13 protein-coding genes are annotated in these 16,958 nt (G+C 45.7%); 5 read left to right on the top strand and 8 right to left on the bottom strand.

The features are described 5' to 3' along the window. Positions 1 to 172: 172 nt before the first annotated feature. Positions 173 to 2,956 (bottom strand): glycoside hydrolase family 3 C-terminal domain-containing protein, encoded by a 2,784-nt coding sequence (locus NST38_RS01110; protein WP_076254247.1) that lies wholly within the window; start codon positions 2,954 to 2,956, stop codon positions 173 to 175. An 830-nt stretch (positions 2,957 to 3,786) separates the two neighbouring features. On the opposite strand from NST38_RS01110, the gene NST38_RS01105 reads away from it, so the two are divergent. Then, positions 3,787 to 4,464, top strand: coding sequence for a PBECR4 domain-containing protein (locus NST38_RS01105; RefSeq protein ID WP_076254248.1), 678 nt, complete (start codon positions 3,787 to 3,789; stop codon positions 4,462 to 4,464). Between the two features lie 121 nt (positions 4,465 to 4,585). On the opposite strand, the gene NST38_RS01100 is transcribed toward NST38_RS01105, so the two are convergent. From NST38_RS01100 to NST38_RS01070, 7 genes are all read right to left on the bottom strand, one after another. Beyond that, positions 4,586 to 5,674, bottom strand: coding sequence for a low temperature requirement protein A (locus tag NST38_RS01100; RefSeq protein WP_076254251.1), 1,089 nt, complete (start codon positions 5,672 to 5,674; stop codon positions 4,586 to 4,588). A 199-nt stretch (positions 5,675 to 5,873) separates the two neighbouring features. Continuing rightward, the gene (locus tag NST38_RS01095) at positions 5,874 to 6,830 is read right to left on the bottom strand and encodes a ring-cleaving dioxygenase (RefSeq protein WP_076254253.1); all 957 of its coding nucleotides are present in this window, start codon (positions 6,828 to 6,830) and stop codon (positions 5,874 to 5,876) included. Positions 6,831 to 6,916: 86 nt separating this feature from the next. Then, positions 6,917 to 7,144, bottom strand: a complete 228-nt coding sequence (locus tag NST38_RS01090) for a DUF896 domain-containing protein (protein WP_076254330.1) — start codon at positions 7,142 to 7,144, stop codon at positions 6,917 to 6,919. Between the two features lie 209 nt (positions 7,145 to 7,353). Continuing rightward, on the bottom strand, positions 7,354 to 8,397 hold the full coding sequence (locus NST38_RS01085) for an SPFH domain-containing protein (protein ID WP_076254256.1): 1,044 nt from the start codon (positions 8,395 to 8,397) through the stop codon (positions 7,354 to 7,356). 76 nt (positions 8,398 to 8,473) lie between these two features. Further along, a complete protein-coding gene (locus NST38_RS01080; RefSeq protein ID WP_076254258.1) occupies positions 8,474 to 9,274 on the bottom strand; it encodes a TPM domain-containing protein in 801 nt (266 codons plus the stop codon). Then, on the bottom strand, positions 9,271 to 10,302 hold the full coding sequence (locus tag NST38_RS01075; RefSeq protein WP_047841485.1) for a hypothetical protein: 1,032 nt from the start codon (positions 10,300 to 10,302) through the stop codon (positions 9,271 to 9,273). The genes NST38_RS01080 and NST38_RS01075 overlap by 4 nt, the downstream gene beginning before the upstream one ends. 36 nt (positions 10,303 to 10,338) lie before the next feature. Next, positions 10,339 to 11,043, bottom strand: a complete 705-nt coding sequence (locus tag NST38_RS01070; protein WP_076254260.1) for a PspA/IM30 family protein — start codon at positions 11,041 to 11,043, stop codon at positions 10,339 to 10,341. Positions 11,044 to 11,660: 617 nt separating this feature from the next. Here NST38_RS01070 and NST38_RS01065 point away from each other — a divergent pair. The 4 genes from NST38_RS01065 (at position 11,661) to pdxA (ending at position 16,885) form a co-directional block, all read left to right on the top strand. Further along, positions 11,661 to 13,343, top strand: coding sequence for a sigma-54-dependent transcriptional regulator (locus tag NST38_RS01065; protein ID WP_076254265.1), 1,683 nt, complete (start codon positions 11,661 to 11,663; stop codon positions 13,341 to 13,343). Between the two features lie 166 nt (positions 13,344 to 13,509). Continuing rightward, entirely contained in the window at positions 13,510 to 14,496 is a 987-nt protein-coding gene (locus NST38_RS01060) for a 2-keto-3-deoxygluconate permease (protein ID WP_076254267.1), read from the top strand. Between the two features lie 95 nt (positions 14,497 to 14,591). Next, complete coding sequence (locus NST38_RS01055; protein ID WP_076254269.1) at positions 14,592 to 15,887, top strand: four-carbon acid sugar kinase family protein; 1,296 nt, start codon at positions 14,592 to 14,594, stop codon at positions 15,885 to 15,887. Beyond that, positions 15,884 to 16,885 carry a 4-hydroxythreonine-4-phosphate dehydrogenase PdxA gene (gene pdxA / locus NST38_RS01050; protein ID WP_076254271.1) on the top strand — a complete coding sequence of 334 codons (1,002 nt, stop codon included), beginning with the start codon at positions 15,884 to 15,886 and terminating at the stop codon, positions 16,883 to 16,885. Before NST38_RS01055 ends, pdxA begins: the two co-directional genes overlap by 4 nt. Positions 16,886 to 16,958: the final 73 nt, after the last annotated feature.

The raw sequence follows: 16,958 nt of genomic DNA, 5'->3' as shown, positions 1-16,958 counted from the left end.
ACCCCATTGTTCAGAACTACGAATCTCATAACACTATCATAACAGTAGCTATTCTGTGTTACAACAAAGGACACCTGCGTACAGTGTCCTTTGTCATATACCCACGTATTCTGCTTTCGATGACAGAACAACCTTTCGATTGCTCTTATCACCTGATATTTCCGATTATCTTCTACACCTGCTTGAATTCGATCCAATCAATCTGGAGACCTGGTTTGGTGAAGTCCAGTTTCAATTCATACAGTCCTGCTTCAAGATCTATTTTGACAAGTTTCTGTCTGATCCATTTGCCTTCCGTACCATTTGTTTGGATGGTGGTTACCAACTGGTCATTCAGGAGCAGGTTACATGCACTTTGAGCGAGTTCCGGCTCAGGGGACATGATCTGTACGATAATCCGATAATGGCCGGCCTCGCTCACTTTCATGTAGACGGGTTCAGCTACTGCAGGTTTCACCTGTGCGTTCTCAACCAGATCCTGAGCTTGTGCAGCAGATAGGGAGGCATTCGCTTGGAACGAAGCGACATTCTCCACGATCTCATGTTTTCTGCCGGACACCGGTGCATTCATGATGAACTTGCAGATATTAATCGCCGAGCGTTGCAGCTCTCCGCGAGTCAATGTTCCATTTTCCAAGGATTCAATCGTGTTGTCGTCCCAGCCATTGATCTCTGCGCCGTAGTTCGGTACAACCATGTAGAGATCATTCTGCGCACGAATCATCCAGTTGGTGTATTTGCGATCAGCCTCTCCACCTTCGGTCACATCATTCATAATCGCCCACCAGTCGGTCATTACGATTCCGTCGAAATTCCATTCGCCACGCAAAATCGTGGTGTTCAGGTCGTAGTTGGATGCCGCCCAGTGTCCGTTAACCGGGTTGTAGGAGGTCATGATGGAGTTTGCTCCGCCTTCTTTTACAGCGATTTCGAACCCTTTCAGGTAAATTTCACGCAGTGCACGTTCGGAGACAACAGCATCTACTTTACTGCGGTGCTTCTCCTGGTTGTTGCAGGCAAAGTGTTTCAGTGTGGCATTGGAACCACCCTTCATGATACCTTTCGTACATGCTGCCGCAAATACACCCGAGATCAGTGGATCTTCGGAGAAGTACTCAAAGTTCCGGCCATTAAGCGGGCTCCGGCGGATATTGAGTCCAGGTCCGAGCAGGGTATCCACCTGATTTCTTAGCAATTCCTGTCCTTCCATCACATACAACTCTTCAACAAGATCCTTGTTCCATGTCGCCGCAAGCAACGTACCAATGGATACCTGTGTTGCCTTTTCGCCACTATCCATACGAATACCGGACGGGCCATCTGCCGTACATGCTACCGGAATACCGTAGTTAAACAGGCTGTCGCTGACACCACCAAATGCAGATGCTGTTCCCGAAGTAACGAGCGGACTGCTCATGCCTTCGCCACGGACAATCGCCGCCAGATCCTGATCACTCAGTTGAGCGATGAAGGTTTCCAGACTCACTTTGCCAGCCTTAACGTCACTCAGCTTGTGGCCCTGGTTACCTGTCTGCTCCAGCGTTTGCGGGAGATTCTGCTCGATCCGGTTTGCCATGGATATCTTACGTTTCGGTACTTCTGCATAAGTCAGTTCATAAGATCCATCTTCCTTGCGCGTACCTGGTTTCATCCGTGTAAAATCTTCAGTTGGGGCCATCGCTTCTTGCAGTTGCTCCACCAATTGAAGGGATTCAATCACATATCCATCCTGGCCATCAATGCTGATATGCTGCACTTGTTTCACACTGGTTCCTACATGCAGTCGGTATGTGCCTTCTTCCAATACGTACGCGGAAGCAAGACCTGTAACACCTGCATCATCGTAAGATGCCATGGCATGGATCGGGAAGCTGATCGTCAGAAGTTCTGACTCGCCCGGCTGCAACAATCCTGTTTTGCCAAAAGCCACCAAAGCCTTCACCGGTTGTCCCAGTTTGCCTTGTGGTGCTTCATAATAAACTTGCACAACCTCTTTGCCCGCATATGTTGTACCTGAGTTGGTCACATTTACACGAACTTCAATGTAGGTTTCGCCGTCTTTGGACACTGATTTTGCTTCTTCGTGTTGGGCCAAAAACGTCGTATAAGACAGGCCGTAACCGAATTCAAACTGAACGCGCTCAGGTCGAAACGTTTCGAAATAACGATAACCTACATAGATATCTTCCTGATACAGGTTCTTGAACTCATTGCCGTAGTTGCTTGTCGAAGGGTAATCTTCGATGGAATATGCAATCGTATCTGTCAGTTTACCGCTTGGTGTAACGTCCCCCGCCAGCACATCGGCAATCGCATTACCACCCTCCATACCGCCATGCCAGGAGTAAATTACGCCTTGGATCGGATGTAGATACGTTTCGTTTAACCAGCTCATGTCGATGATATTTGAGACATTCAACACAACGATTGTGTGTCCAAACTGCGACGTAACTTGCTTCAACATCGCTTTCTCATCTTCTGTCAGTTGGTAACTTCCTGGCGCATCCGCATTATCCTGGTCTTCTCCTGCTGTACGTCCAATAACGATAATGGCTTTGCTAGACTTGCTTCTGGCCTGTGCAACCAGTTCATCCGTCAAAGGCATTTCTTTCTGATTCCATGGCTCAGCCGCCCATACTTTTCCGCCATCATCAAATGGATTTTCCTCAATCCACTTCTCATAGACAGCTGCCAGCTCTTCATTAACAGTAATATTCTTTTTGCTGCGAAGACCATCTAACAGATTCGTTGTATAAGCTACATGAACACTACCGCCTGAACCCGTGCCGCTCCGATAATAATTGACTTGAATGCGACCAAAAACTGAAACGTTTTCGTTTTCACGAAGTGGAAGCACTTGGCCTTCATTTCTGAGTAAAACGGCTCCTTCAGCGGCAACCGTACGACTAAACTCTGCAAACCCTTCCAATGGAACTCCGATTTGATGTGTGCTCAATGATTTCCCTCCTGATTGTCATCCCCATATCTACGAATCGCTATATATAAAATGAACTAACAAAACGTACATTCGGCCACTACTAGGACAGAACAACCCTTCGATCACTCTTATCCCCCGATTTCTTGATTCCCTTTTCCTAAAGGGAGAAATCCGTTGATAAAGGCGAACGCTTATGCTTCTTCAGGTTATTTCTGTCCTCTCCGTTTTCATGTTTGTTTCTTACGCTCATTTTATATAAAAGATATTCTATGATCTGGTAGATTCACTTGTACATAGTCTCATATTAACAGATTCTATAGAAGAAATTAAATTAGATTTGTGCTTTTGAGAAGAAATTACCCTAACGTCAAAAGTTGCAGACACAATTACGCCGTTCCACGATGTAAGAACACGCTCATTCAATCAATTATTCGTTAAGAATACAATGATTCAAGGATAATATTTAGGGAATTAATTCCGATAAACGTATGGATAATACCTCCTATTTCGTTGAACTAAAAGGCTTTTGTGGTATACTAGTGATATCAACAAATTAGGAGCGTACTGTGCTCACCAGGGTTGCAACCCTTGGTTCCACTCCGCAGTGGACTTTAAATAAGATGCGGAATAGAGTAATTAGTTGCATAACACACGGTAATACGGAATATACTATATTTGGACCCTTAGGGTCACTGGGGAAGGCGACCCCTAGTTCCACTCCGCGGTGGACTTTAAATAAGACGCGGAACAGAGCTTTTAGTCGCCACCATATTATAATTGTGAAGGCGCTGGTTCTATCTACCTAGCGTCTTTTTTAGTTTGTAAATAGAAACTGTGAGGGAACCTATATGCTCGAAAGGATATCACATGTCCACGACTTACACTCACTAGATGTAAAACCAAGAATAGATCAGATTAACCTAAAATTGCTCCTCGACTACTACATCAGCTATCTATTACCATATCGATTTACATACAACTTGGGAGACGGCTCCGTACTTCACTTAGATTTTAACAAAGAAAACTTTTGTCATCTTGTAGGCTTACAAAGTATTGTCAATAAAACTTTGAAGGAACGCGCAGCTTCAAAATATAAGGGCATGCCAGGTTTCAATGGTGTTATGAACGGTATAATTACGTTTGAAGATTTAAAAAAGAAAAACAAGGGTGGATTCAATAGTGTAAAAAGTAAATTAGTTAATTTCCATCTCATTCCCAAGCTACTTATGTCTTCAACACAAGTCGTTTACTACACTCAACCTGTTAATAGTATTAATTGTGCCCTATTAATATTTGATGTGTATCACAATGCTTACATCCATCTTGGAATAGATAAAATAGTGGAAGGAACATATGTAGCAAGAACGTTTCTTATCGAACCGATAACACAAATAAATTCGGGCACTACGTTCATTGATGGTCAAAAAGGACCCATACCCATTGTTAAGACCTTAAAAATGTTAAGACCCGATACACAAGTAGCCTCTACTGCTATCAACATCTCTGAATCATCAGATAACTATTAATGGTGTCTCATCTGGAATCGATTTCAGGTACAAACTAAATAACCGTTCTCCGGTATACTACTGGAAAACGGTTATTTAGTTTGTTTTGCTACCTAGAAGGCTATAGAATTCCTTTGATATATTAAGTCGTAAGTTTCGCATACACCAGGAAGAATAACATGTCTTCGCCCATGATGACATAACCCGGAACCTGGTAGACCAGATCAACAAGGACAAATGCCACCAGTAACCCCACCATGACTGCCAGATGACGTGGCCGGAGTCGTAGATGTGCGTGTCTGTAACGGTGGAACACAAGTGATGTCGACAAGAAATACAGTAACGCTGATCCAAATACAAACCCCAGCATGAACACATAGTTTAACTGATTCTGATATAACAGCTGAATTGAGGCAGCGATCATACTCATAGAGATGTAGATGAACAGATGGCCGTATATGATCGCTTGCCCGGCAGTCTGAATCTCTTTGCTGACTTTTTTCTCCACGTTGTCGAAGTATTGCCACCATATCGCAATGACAAAGATGGACGTAAAGGCGGCAAACAGAATGGATTTCATATCCCAATGATCGGCTTGCAGCACAGCGATAATGCTTACCACCGATTCACCCAGCAGGATGAGTGTAAAGAGCGCGAAACGTTCCAACAAGTGATGGGTCTGAACCGGTACCTTCACCAGATTTTTGCGTCCGATCAACGGAAGTACGATGTCCACAGCAATCCCCGCATACAAAATCACGTAGCGTAACCAGGAATCGAAGAACAATGAACCTGATGAGATCAAAATCCCAATGAGGAAACAGGTACCCAAGTAACGAGCCGCTTGCTGCTGATGCTCGCCTTTTGACTTGTGAGCCGTCAGATACTGAATCGCCGTAAATGCCCGTGAGCCGATATATCCAATGAAGAAGGACAGGTAGTATTGGTCAAAATGGGTAGAGAGGCTTGCCGTCATGACCATAACGGACAGAAGCTGAAGGATGAGGAATATTCGATGGATCAGGATATCTTGACCATAGCGGTTAATAAACAAGGTCTGACCGACCCATGCCCACCAAACAGGGATAAAAATAAGCACAAACTTCATTAAATATTCAAACGTAATTACTCCATGTTCGGCATGTAACAGGACATGACCTGCTTTGGAGACCGCTGCTACAAAGAGCAGATCGTAAAACAGCTCCAGCCAGGTAACCTTTTTCTCCATCATCCTTCGTTGCTCCTTTAGGTTTTTCATTACACATACACTTCGATGACGAGTAACCCTTCAATCGCTGTTACCCCCAGATTTTTTTGATTCCCTTTTCCTAAGGGAAAATCCGGGGATAGCGTATACTTCCGATGTAGCTTTCTTTCAGAAAGCTTTTAGGCGAACGCTTCGCTTTTTCAGGTTTTTTCTAGAACTCTTATTAATTCGCAGCTGTAGCAGGTACGAGCGTTCTTACCACAATCGGTTGCAGATTGTCCTCAATTTGAGGGCGGTATTTCTCAAACCATTCAGGCAGCATCAATTTTTGTCCAAGCGAATCAGCAGGTTCATCTTTGGCAAAGCCCGGAGGATCTGTAGCAATTTCAAATAGAATGCCGCCAGCTTCTCTGAAGTAGATTGCGTTAAAGTACTGACGATCCCGCACTGGAGTCGGTTGGTACCCGTAATCACGTACAGCTTCACTCCACTGTGCATGCTCTTCATCGTCTTTGGCGCGCCATGCAATATGGTGCACGGTTCCTGCGCCGCCCATACCCAGAGCCATACGGGTCACTGGAACATCTACGACATTACCGATATCCCCGCTGGACCGGAAACGAGCATACTCTTCATTTTCACTCACTCTGACAAATCCCAAAATTTTCTCAAGAGCATCCATCGTTCTTTGCGGGTTAACACTGAACAGGACAGCACCACCGAAGCCTTTAATCGCTTTATCGGTCGGAATCCCTTCATGCGCCCAAGTGCTGATTGCTCCCTCTTCCCGTTCAACAAGCTCAAGCCGCAGGCCTTCGCCATCTTCGAATTGAAGCAGGTCTTCATTGAAGCGACTTGTTTTGGTTACCTCAATGTTATACTGTTCCAGCCGATTCTGCCAGAAGCCAATCGACCCAGGAGGAATGACATAGGAAGTGATGCCGACCTGACCTCCGCCAATTTTGCCCCGTGGTGATCCAGCCGATGGGAAGAAGGTAATGATGGTACCTGGGCTTCCGTGTTCATCTCCAAAATACAGATGATATACATCAGGTGCATCGAAGTTGATTGTTTTTTTCACCAGACGAAGTCCCAGAACTCCGGCATAAAAATCAACGTTGGCCTGTGGATCTCCTGCGAAAGCTGTAATATGGTGAATACCTGCTGTTTGAATAGTCATGATTAATTCCTCCTTGGTTTGGTAAGTGATTTATAGTAAGTTTGTATTATCTTTAAATTAAGATATATGATCTAGCGAATTATATTTTAATTGTTATTTTGATTGGCCTGTTCTTGTTTCAATTTATCAGGAGTCACGTCATCGCCGTTTGGATCATAGATGGTTGCATTCAGCAGAATGTCGTTGACCGAACCGCGAAAAGTTTGCAGATATTCCTGGCGAAGACGAACCTGTTCCTCTTTTTCCATCTCCGTCAATCCGCCCTCTTTAGCTTTTCTTGAAAGTTCATTTATTCTGGTCAATGTTGGGATCATCATCTTGATCTCTCCTCATGTAATGGATTAAAGATATTTGTTTGGGTTGTTATTTATATTTAAATTAAATATCTTAAGTTAAAGATAAATGATTTGTGATCGGTTGTCAACTCTTTTATCAAAATTAAATATATGAATCCAAACAAAAAAGGGCTAGCTCCGCAGTAATTTCACTTACTACGAACCTAGCCCTACATGTATTGATTTGATTAGCCCAGCTTTTGACCACAATTCGGACAGAAGTTGGCTCCTTCATTTTTGGCTCCACAGTTCGGGCAGAAGTTTGGCTTCTTGTTGCCTTCTGTAGATGAAGAGTTACCTGAATCACCGTTGCTATTTCCCACTGGTTTCTGATCGCTATTCTGATTCTGAGACGAATTGGAATTATTGTTCTGGTTTTGGCCTTGATTCTGGTTCATGTTTTTCATCATTTCATTGGCCATGTTCATGCCCATCATCATGCCCGCCATATCCGAAGCCGCGCCGCCGCCCTGTACTTTACCGGATGAGATGCCGTCTGTCATGCTGACCTGCTGATACTTTTGCAGATTACCAATCATCTCATGCGAAGCGGTCTTTGTAATCATATCCTGAATCTCTTTTGGATAGTTGAAGCTCATCACTTGGAAACCGGTAATTCCAATGCCGATGTCCATCATCTGCATATCCAGATCTTCCTGAATCCCTTTGGCAATATCCGATGCGTTGGCCTGCAGGTTGAACATATCCTTCCCTTCGCGGCTAATCCACTTCATTAGAAGCTGATCCAGCACAGAAGTGATTCGGATTTTGACATCCTCGACCAGATAACTCTGCTTAATGCCTGCAATCTTATCAATCAGGGTAACATAGTCACTTACTTTGAAATTAAATGTTCCGTTGGCCCGAATTGGCATCCCGCCCGGGAGTTGTGGTGTTGGAATCAACACCGGACTTTGTGTGCCCCACCGCACGGTGAACTCTTTTGTATTTACAAACAAGACTTCGACCCGCATGCCACTGTTGAATCCAAATTTGAATCCTTTTAATGTAGAAAGGAATGGAATGATCTCGGAATCGATATTAAATGATCCTTCGTCCTCGAAAATGCCTTCCACTTTACCGTTATTCAGGAAAATGGCGTCCTGACCCGAACGGATGATCAGTTTACTCCCCTTCTTGATCTCTCGGTTGCTCCACTTCCAAAATATCATGTCATCTCTGAACTCTTCCCATTCCACCACATTCGAAAATTGATTTCTGAAAAATCCCATACTAATTCCCATCCCTTCTATAGTAAGCATTGTGTGCCATCATGCCTGCGTTAAGTTATTACGAGTGTCCGTGATGTTAGAACGATCGGCTGCTACCGCTATGGGAATGGCCACCTCGAGTGGTGCCTCCACCGCCGCCTCCGCCACCGTTGTTATTGTTCTTCTCAATCTTGCGTTTGGTGACAGTTGTACGAATGTACCGATCCTGACGATCAATTACACTGGAATTACTGGAATCCTCATATGTTGCACGATTGACAGTAACTCGCCCGCCAGAACGATGGGTCATTATACCAACTACAATTCCTCCGATTGCCACGGATACAGCAAGTTGAAACCACGTATTGAAGAGGATATTATCCGGGTTTACCCCGGGCTTAAGATCCATATATTCGTAGGAGAGCTCCAGATATTTTTCAAAAGCCAATCTATAATTTCCATCCGATACATCTGGGGCAATTTTGGCCGTAATTTTATCGGCTCTGCCATTATCGATGTACTCTTCCCCTTTGTAAAAACCAGCCAGATACATCTTCCGATTGTACATGTCTATTGTAAGAATAACTGCGTTTCCATGCGTTTTATCGTAACCAAATCCCTGATCGTCATAAAAGTCTTCGGTAAGCAGTTTTTCACTTTTATGCTCCTCGTTATTGGAGGTATAGATTACAAAGTCTGTCTGCCGTTCCGCGCCATACTGATTCGCAAGTAGATTCAGTTCACTTATTTCCTGCTCACTCAGCAGGTCGGCCTCATCGTAGATGAGATTTTTGCTCTCCGCTGCGGATGCCGATGACATGGGAATCAACGGAGCAACAAGGGTGATCATAAGTAAAATGAGCGTAGCCATCACGGCCAGAGGGGTTCTTTTTCTCATAAGAATCCACCTCCCATCATCCAGGAAACCAGCTTCAGTGACAGTAACGAGACCGCAGATACCCCTGCGAACCATCCAGCCACTTTGGCTTTGCTGATCGGCGGTTTACCGACCACTTTACCTGTCTGACCATTCATGGCAAAGGTATACTGTGCCCGATTATAGTCATAGTTGACCATCCAAACCGGGAGCAACACATAGTCCGCGTTTTTGAGCGTAGTATCAATCTGTTTGTCCGTGTAGCTCACACTGCTATAACCGGATACGGTTGAGGCAATATAAGAATCAATGTACGATCTTGTTTTATCCTTCGCCCGTGGGAAAAGTTCCTCATCTGTATAACTGTATTTTTCCGCAATGTACCCCGCCAGATACGGGGTCTTGAACAATTTCAGCTGGTTATATGGGAACGGCTCCAGCTTATCCATCAGTTCATCCTTCATTTTCTCCGATGCATCAATGGGCAGATTCACGTAATTCAGCCGAATCCGGCGGTATATATCGAAATGCTGTGTTTCTGTGTAATGGTAGTCGCCCTGTGTGTAGGATCTGACCTTGGTGCCACGACCATGCACTTCGATTTTGTTATGTAACTCGTACAACCAGAACGGCACGTACATGCCGGTAATGCTCTGAATCCGATCGGCGGACATGAAGCCACTTGGCGTTAAAAGGCCGTTTTTGCACCACTTTTTGAAAGCCTGCTTGGCTTGATCCTTGTTGATCGAAAAGGGAATCACCATCGCAGGGGCCAGATTGCCCGTCAGCCGATCACTGAGTACAACCGCTGCACCGCAGAAACTACATGTCGTCGCACTGGTCTCCGGTTCTGTCACAATGTCAGCTCCGCAGCTGTTACAGTGGTATTCTTTGACCTCGTTTTCGGTGAATACTTGTCTTTTCAAGGGATCGGGGATCTGCTCTATGTTGTCCTGGCGGCCGCAGCTGGGACAGGATAATGCACCTGACACACTGTCAAAGATCATACCACTGCCGCAGTTTGGACATTTATATTCAATAACCGGCATCTGCTCACCTCAATGTTAACGAAATGGTGTAACGTATTACTTATTATTCAGCTTTTCCTGAATCGCTGCGAGTTCTTCCTCTGCACTTGGCGACGCATTCTCATTATTACCCGCATCTGCGTTCATGTCCCTCTCCAACCGGGCAATTAATTCGTCCAAATCATCTTCCTGTGTCCCAGCACGAAGTTCTGCCAAAGCCTCTGCTTCGTTCAGCGCCTGATTCGCCTTGTCTTCCATGGCCTTCAATGCAGCATCAGCTCTGCCCGCAGATGCATTCCGTTCGTTGGTCTGTTGCTGCGCCTTTGCATCTGCCATGCGACCTTTCAGTTCTGCATGTCGCGCTTCCAGTTGCCCCAGATCAGCAACCAGTTTATCGTTCATATGCTTCATCATCTTGGCTTTGGCGGAAGCACGTTCATAGGCGGCTTGTAATTCATTCAATTTGTCAGCCAGCTTCACTTTCTTCTCCAGAAAACCACGTGCCTTGTCTTCGTCTCCAGACTCCGCTGATTTTTCCGCATACCGCTGTAATTTCTTGACCTCGGCGCTACACTCATCCAATGCTCGCTTCGCCCGGCTCTCATCCGACAGCACCGCTGTCGTTTCAGCCTTCACCTGACCCAGATCACTGCTCAGGCTTCGCATATATTCATTCACACTCTTCTCCGGGTCTTCCGCCCGAGACAACATGTGGTTCACATTGGCCTTCATCACGTCTCTAAACCTCGATAAGATTCCCATTACTTGTTCCTCCTCCGAAAAGTTCATATGTATACTATAATACATGAATACGGAGACATACGTTTCACATTTCACGATGGCAAGTGGAGTTACTATGATCCAAATACGTACTATAAAACGTAATATAAGAAAAGACGAGCACTTTATAGTGTCGCCTTATAATCAAAAAATCCTCTCCTAATTCTCAGTATCTTTCTTCCTAGTTCACAGTCCTTTAATGAACAGCACACTTTCCTCTGCAATCCGATTTGGATCGGTAACGCCACATCCTCTTCCCTCTGATACTCCAGACATGGACGGCCTTCACTCCACAGCACCCTGCACGGGAACTTCCCAACAACATCCTTAATGATGTGATCCGGCTCAGCCACTTTATGAATGTCTCCCATATGTAATCTCCTCATTTCTCTATACTTATCGTGTGCAATTATGCATTAATTTTGAAATACATAACGATTCGATTCAGTGTACTTCATCACATTCCACTCGGAGAGTTATGAAGGCATAACACACAGGCATTTTGCAGATACAACAGGGCTGGTTCCCCCATAGGTGCCATTCCTTCGCAAGTTGGCTATAATAAGGGGATCAAAGTTTTCTATAAAGGCAGGAAAATTATGCGTACACGAGTTCACTTTATTGCTCCCTACGAATCGATGATTCCTATTATACAAGAGTGCATTCCTCGCTTTCCCCAGTTAACCATTCAGACGGACGTGGGCGACTTGGCAAACGGTGTGGAATTAGCAACTCAAGCTGAGAAAAACGGTGCAGAGATTATCATCAGCCGCGGCGGAACCGCCCAACTCATTAAAAAAGCAGTGACCATTCCCGTCATTGATGTGCAGTTATCGGGCTATGATATGATTCGTTCACTTACACTAGCAAGCCAGTTTAACGGCCAAACAGCTATTGTTGGCTTCTCCAACATCACCTCTGGTGCACAATCGATTATTGATCTGATGGATCTGCCCCTCAAGGTCTATACCATACATAGCTCGGAAGATGTGGCACGATTACTCTTGGAGTTGAAAGCTTCCGGGTACCGACAGATTGTCGGAGATGTGATCACCGTCAACACCGCGAAGACTTATGGTCTGGAGGGATTGTTGATCCAATCCGGCCAGGAATCCATCCTTAGAGCGATGGAGGATGCGCAGTTGGTCTATCGTTATTTGAGCAAAAATCATGCGATATCGATCATCCTGAATGACCTGGTTACACGGGAACATCCCAATTTAGTTATTTTAAATGAACGGAATGAGGTTGTATTTGAGAACCTGACCGATTTTGGGAAAAATCCGCTGACCGATAATCACATATATCTGACCAATACCAGTCTGGAGTTCCATCAATCCCAGATCCAAAATGTGTTCATGGTGGACGATTACCAGCTCACGGTTAACGCCTATGAAACGACCCTGGACAACAAGAACTACAAGGTATATATGCTGGAAAAAGGACAACCCTATGCCTTTGCACAATTCGGCATAACAACGTTTACGGACGCATCGATGGAGCCTATCGTTGCCGAATCCCCTGCCATGCAGGCGGTATTACAGAACATTCGGGCACTCTACGAGAATCATGAACCGATCTATCTGCGGGGTGAAGCAGATTCCGGTAAATCTTTTCTGGTCAAACATATTCATCAGATGTACTCAGGTGGCGGACTCTTATTACAGATGGATCTCTCGCAAGTTCCGCCCGGTCATTTGCACAAGATACCACTCGCCAAGGTTAGAAATGTAGAGATTAACCACATGGAAACACGTATGGAAGATCCAGAGTTGCTCGCCTTTATCCAGAGCTGCCTTCAAAACCAAATAGGTGTGTTTATACTCGGGGAACAGATATTGAACCCGCAGTGGTCACTTGATCTGGAGCTTAATACAATCATGATGCCAAATCTTGCGGATAGACCGGAGGATCTGGCTCCACTGATGCAGCATTTCCTGACGGATTACTACCACAAATACGGAACTACTGCGGTGAGAATCAAAGAAGATGCTCTACAGCTGATCCAAGATCAGATCACACATATGAATGTCAACCAGCTGAAACATCTGATCAAGCAGGCTGCACTCAACGAACAAGATTATGTAATCACCACGGCTACCTTGTCCCGCTTGCTGGATCAGCAACCTTCTTCAAGCCCAATGAAGTTGAACGGTACGCTGAAGGAGATTGAGAAAGAAGTTATTCAGTTCGTGCTTCAGGAGGAAAATAACAATCAATCAAAGGCCGCAGAGCGTCTGGGGATTAACCGGGCCACATTATGGCGTAAACTTAAAGATTAACTTTAAGTTTGCGTCTTTTTTATCGCTTTTATGTGTTGCATTTTTAAACAGTTAACCAAGCATTTAAAATTTACAATAATTTATTGTTGCTATATTAAACGATATGGGATAATATAATCCCTGCAAGCGCTTCATAAAAACGATTACTTCATAAGGAGCTACTACTATGAACATTAAAGCAACTTTAGATCGCATCCCTGGCGGTATGATGGTCGTTCCCCTGTTACTTGGTGCAACCATTAATACATTCTTCCCAAATGCCCTGCGCATTGGCGGATTCACGGAAGCACTTTTTGTTAACAGTGCCAGTACTTTGATTGCCCTGTTCCTGTTCATTGCGGGTACACAGATTACGTTTAAAACAGCAGGTTCCTCTGTCGGCAAAGGTTTGACCTTGCTTACGTTCAAATGGGTGATTGGTGCAGCCCTTGGTTTTATCGCTATATTGTTCGCGGATTCAAACGGGTTATTTCTCGGCCTGGCCCCGCTTGCCATTATTGCTGCGATGACTAACTCTAATGGCGGTTTGTACATTGCTCTCGCCGGCCAATACGGGAAAGAAGATGACAAAGCAGCCTACCCTTTCCTCGCTCTCAGTGATGGTCCTTTCCTGACCATGGCAGCGCTCTCCATCTTTGGTGCGATGGGTTTTGCAAACGGTATGTTTTCCCCTATGGCCTTTGTCGCGGTATTGCTTCCGCTCATCGTTGGTGTCATTATTGGTAATCTGGACCGCAATCTGGGGGAATGGCTGCATAAAGGCAGTGACAAACTTGTTCCGTTCTTTGCATTTGCTCTGGGTATGAACATTAGCTTCTCCTCCATCATTCAAGGTGGTCTTAGCGGAATTTTACTGGGTGTGTTAACCGTGTTATTAACGGGTGGAATCGGTTTCCTGCTCTTTAAAGCCATCGGCTGGAACCCTATCGTTGGTGCTTCCGAAGGTTCAACTGCCGGGAATGCCGTAGGTACACCTGCTGCCATCGTGGCTGCTAATGCTTCATTTGGCCCAATTGCCGAGATTGCTACGGTGCAAATTGCAGCGAGCGTTGTAACAACAGCCATCCTGTTGCCGATCTTCATCGGGTTCCTCTCCAAACGATTAGAGAAATCAGGTGGAGTCGAGAAATACAATCAACGACCAACCACATAAATGGGTATCACCTGATTTAATGTGCTTAATCTGTGCTTAATGGATGATCTGAACGGACTTTTTATTAAAATGTGCTTACAAGGAGGGATGACTGCATGAAATTAGCCATTATTGCAGATGATTTGACCGGTGCCAATGACAGCGGGGTGCAGCTTGCCCGTCATGGCTTGAAGACCAGTGTTCTTTTTAATGTAGATGAAGGCCCTCTTACACGTTACGATGCCGTCGTCTTTGATACAGATAGTCGTTCCATATCCTCGCAGGAAGCGTATGACCGTGTATACCAGGCTGCTGAATTGCTGACGAACAACGGATTTGAGACGATTTTCAAAAAAATGGACTCCACCATGCGTGGTAATATCGGCATCGAGATTGATGCTGTATATGATGTCGTAAAGCCGGACTTTATGATGATTGCCCCGGGATATCCAAAAAATAACCGGACGATATTGGAAGGAATTCATTACCTGAACGGCGTTCCGCTGGCAGATACTGAAATTGCCCATGATCCGAAGACACCTGTAACGATTTCCTACCTTCCGGACTTGTTGAAACAACAGACCAAGTACGAAGTTGGCGAGATCACCGTCGCCGATCTGGAAGCCGGGCAGAATCATATTCGCACCAAGCTAGAACAGTTGAAAACAAATAACATTCCGTATGTAATGGTGGACTCCACCGAAGAAAGACATCTGGAACTGATTCTGCAGATGACTCGTGAGTTGGAGTATACCTTTACTTGGGCAGGTTCGGCGGGCATTGCCAATTACCTCCCCGCACATTACGAGTTGGAATCCAGGGCTGCGTCACTTGATATCCCGGAGAATCCCGGTCCAATCCTAACGGTGGTTGGCAGCGTGAACAAAAACTCCCGCGAGCAGCTGCATCGCTTGATGCGCAAGTCCCGCGTAGCTTCAGTCTCCTTCCATTCCTTCAAAGCGGTATCCGCGACCGCAGACCGCGCGGAAGAGATGGAACGTGTCTATAACGAGGTTCGAGACAAAGCGCTGGAAGGACAAGATGTTGTCCTCTACTCCACCGCTGAACAGGTGGATATCGAACTGGCACGAGCAACGGGCGAAATTCGTGGTCTCAATCACACGGAAGTCAGCAACGAGATTGTACTTGCGATGGGTGAGATCTGTGCCAGACTGCTGGAAGAGGGATTGTTCAAAGGGGTATCCATGACCGGTGGCGATACAGCAAAACAAATCTGTCTGAAATGGAATATTAGCGGCTTCGAGTTGCTGGATGAGCTTGAAATCGGCGTGCCGATCTCCAAGTTTATCGGGATTGATGATCTGCATGTGATTACCAAAGCAGGCGGATTCGGTAAACCGGATGTCTTTATCCATGCGATTCAAAAATTAAAAGGGGGTATTCTTGTATGAAACCTACAATTGGAATTACGATGGGCGACGCAGCAGGTATTGGACCGGAGATTATTATGAAAGCACTGGGTCATCAAGAGATGTACAATCAGTGCAATCCACTCGTTATCGGTGATGCGAAGATTCTGGAGCGTGTGTTGCCTGTCATCGGTTCAAGTCTGATCGTTAACGCGATTCAAGAGCCTTCTGAAGCCAAGTATGAATTCGGTACTGTGGATGTGATTGATCTGAACCTCGTTCCTGCGGATCTGGAATACGGTAAAGTATCTGCCGTGGCTGGAGATGCAGCATTCCAGTTTCTCGCCAAGGCCATTGATCTTGCCAAAAAACAGCAGATTCACTCCATCTGCACCGCGCCTTTGAATAAAGAAGCTCTCCATCAAGGGGGGCACCTGTATCCGGGGCACACCGAGATTCTGGCTGACCTGACGGATACGCAGGACTTCTCGATGATGCTGACCACGCCTAATCTGCGCGTTATTCACCTGACAACACACATGGGTCTGATCGATGCCATTGCAAGTATTAACCCGGAAAGAACCTACACCGTCGTGAAGCTTGCTCATGATACGTTGAAAAAAGCAGGCTTTGAGAATCCGCGCGTTGCCGTATGCGGAATCAATCCTCATGCCGGGGAGAACGGCTTGTTCGGTAATGGAGAAGAAGAAGAGAAACTGCAGCCCGGCATTGAGCGTGCACAGCAGGAAGGCATTAACGTCGTTGGTCCACTCCCGGCGGACACACTCTTCTTCCGCGCTGGTCGCGGTGACTTCGATATCGTCGTAGCTTGCTACCATGACCAAGGCCATGCACCGATCAAGGTAATGGGCATTGAGGAAGGCGTGAACATCACCGTTGGTCTGAAAGGCGGTATCATCCGTACGTCTGTTGACCACGGTACGGCCTTTGATATCGCTGGCAAAAATATCGCAGATGATAAAAGCATGCTGGCTGCCATCCGCTCCGCTATTGAGCTGGCGCCGAAGGATCAAGTTTAAGAGTAGCCGTCATACGGGGACATGAGTGAGAGAGTGAGTCTGGTCAGGAGGACCATCTCCAGGTAGACGTATC

It is taken from the genome of Paenibacillus sp. FSL H8-0104 (assembly GCF_038050215.1).
Taxonomy (GTDB): domain Bacteria; phylum Bacillota; class Bacilli; order Paenibacillales; family Paenibacillaceae; genus Paenibacillus; species Paenibacillus amylolyticus.
Note: the sequence above shows the minus strand (reverse complement) of the source record. Positions and strands in the feature narration are given on the sequence as shown.

What these genes read in the sequence shown, in the direction of transcription:
- pdxA (WP_076254271.1), top strand. Translation starts at nt 15,884, where the DNA reads ATGAAACCTACAATTGGAATTACGATGGGCGACGCAGCAGGTATTGGA.
- NST38_RS01060 (WP_076254267.1), top strand. Translation starts at nt 13,510, where the DNA reads ATGAACATTAAAGCAACTTTAGATCGCATCCCTGGCGGTATGATGGTC.
- NST38_RS01075 (WP_047841485.1), bottom strand. Translation starts at nt 10,302, where the DNA reads ATGCCGGTTATTGAATATAAATGTCCAAACTGCGGCAGTGGTATGATC.
- NST38_RS01090 (WP_076254330.1), bottom strand. Translation starts at nt 7,144, where the DNA reads ATGATCCCAACATTGACCAGAATAAATGAACTTTCAAGAAAAGCTAAA.
- NST38_RS01095 (WP_076254253.1), bottom strand. Translation starts at nt 6,830, where the DNA reads ATGACTATTCAAACAGCAGGTATTCACCATATTACAGCTTTCGCAGGA.
- NST38_RS01070 (WP_076254260.1), bottom strand. Translation starts at nt 11,043, where the DNA reads ATGGGAATCTTATCGAGGTTTAGAGACGTGATGAAGGCCAATGTGAAC.
- NST38_RS01100 (WP_076254251.1), bottom strand. Translation starts at nt 5,674, where the DNA reads ATGATGGAGAAAAAGGTTACCTGGCTGGAGCTGTTTTACGATCTGCTC.
- NST38_RS01080 (WP_076254258.1), bottom strand. Translation starts at nt 9,274, where the DNA reads ATGAGAAAAAGAACCCCTCTGGCCGTGATGGCTACGCTCATTTTACTT.
- NST38_RS01065 (WP_076254265.1), top strand. Translation starts at nt 11,661, where the DNA reads ATGCGTACACGAGTTCACTTTATTGCTCCCTACGAATCGATGATTCCT.
- NST38_RS01055 (WP_076254269.1), top strand. Translation starts at nt 14,592, where the DNA reads ATGAAATTAGCCATTATTGCAGATGATTTGACCGGTGCCAATGACAGC.
- NST38_RS01105 (WP_076254248.1), top strand. Translation starts at nt 3,787, where the DNA reads ATGCTCGAAAGGATATCACATGTCCACGACTTACACTCACTAGATGTA.
- NST38_RS01085 (WP_076254256.1), bottom strand. Translation starts at nt 8,397, where the DNA reads ATGGGATTTTTCAGAAATCAATTTTCGAATGTGGTGGAATGGGAAGAG.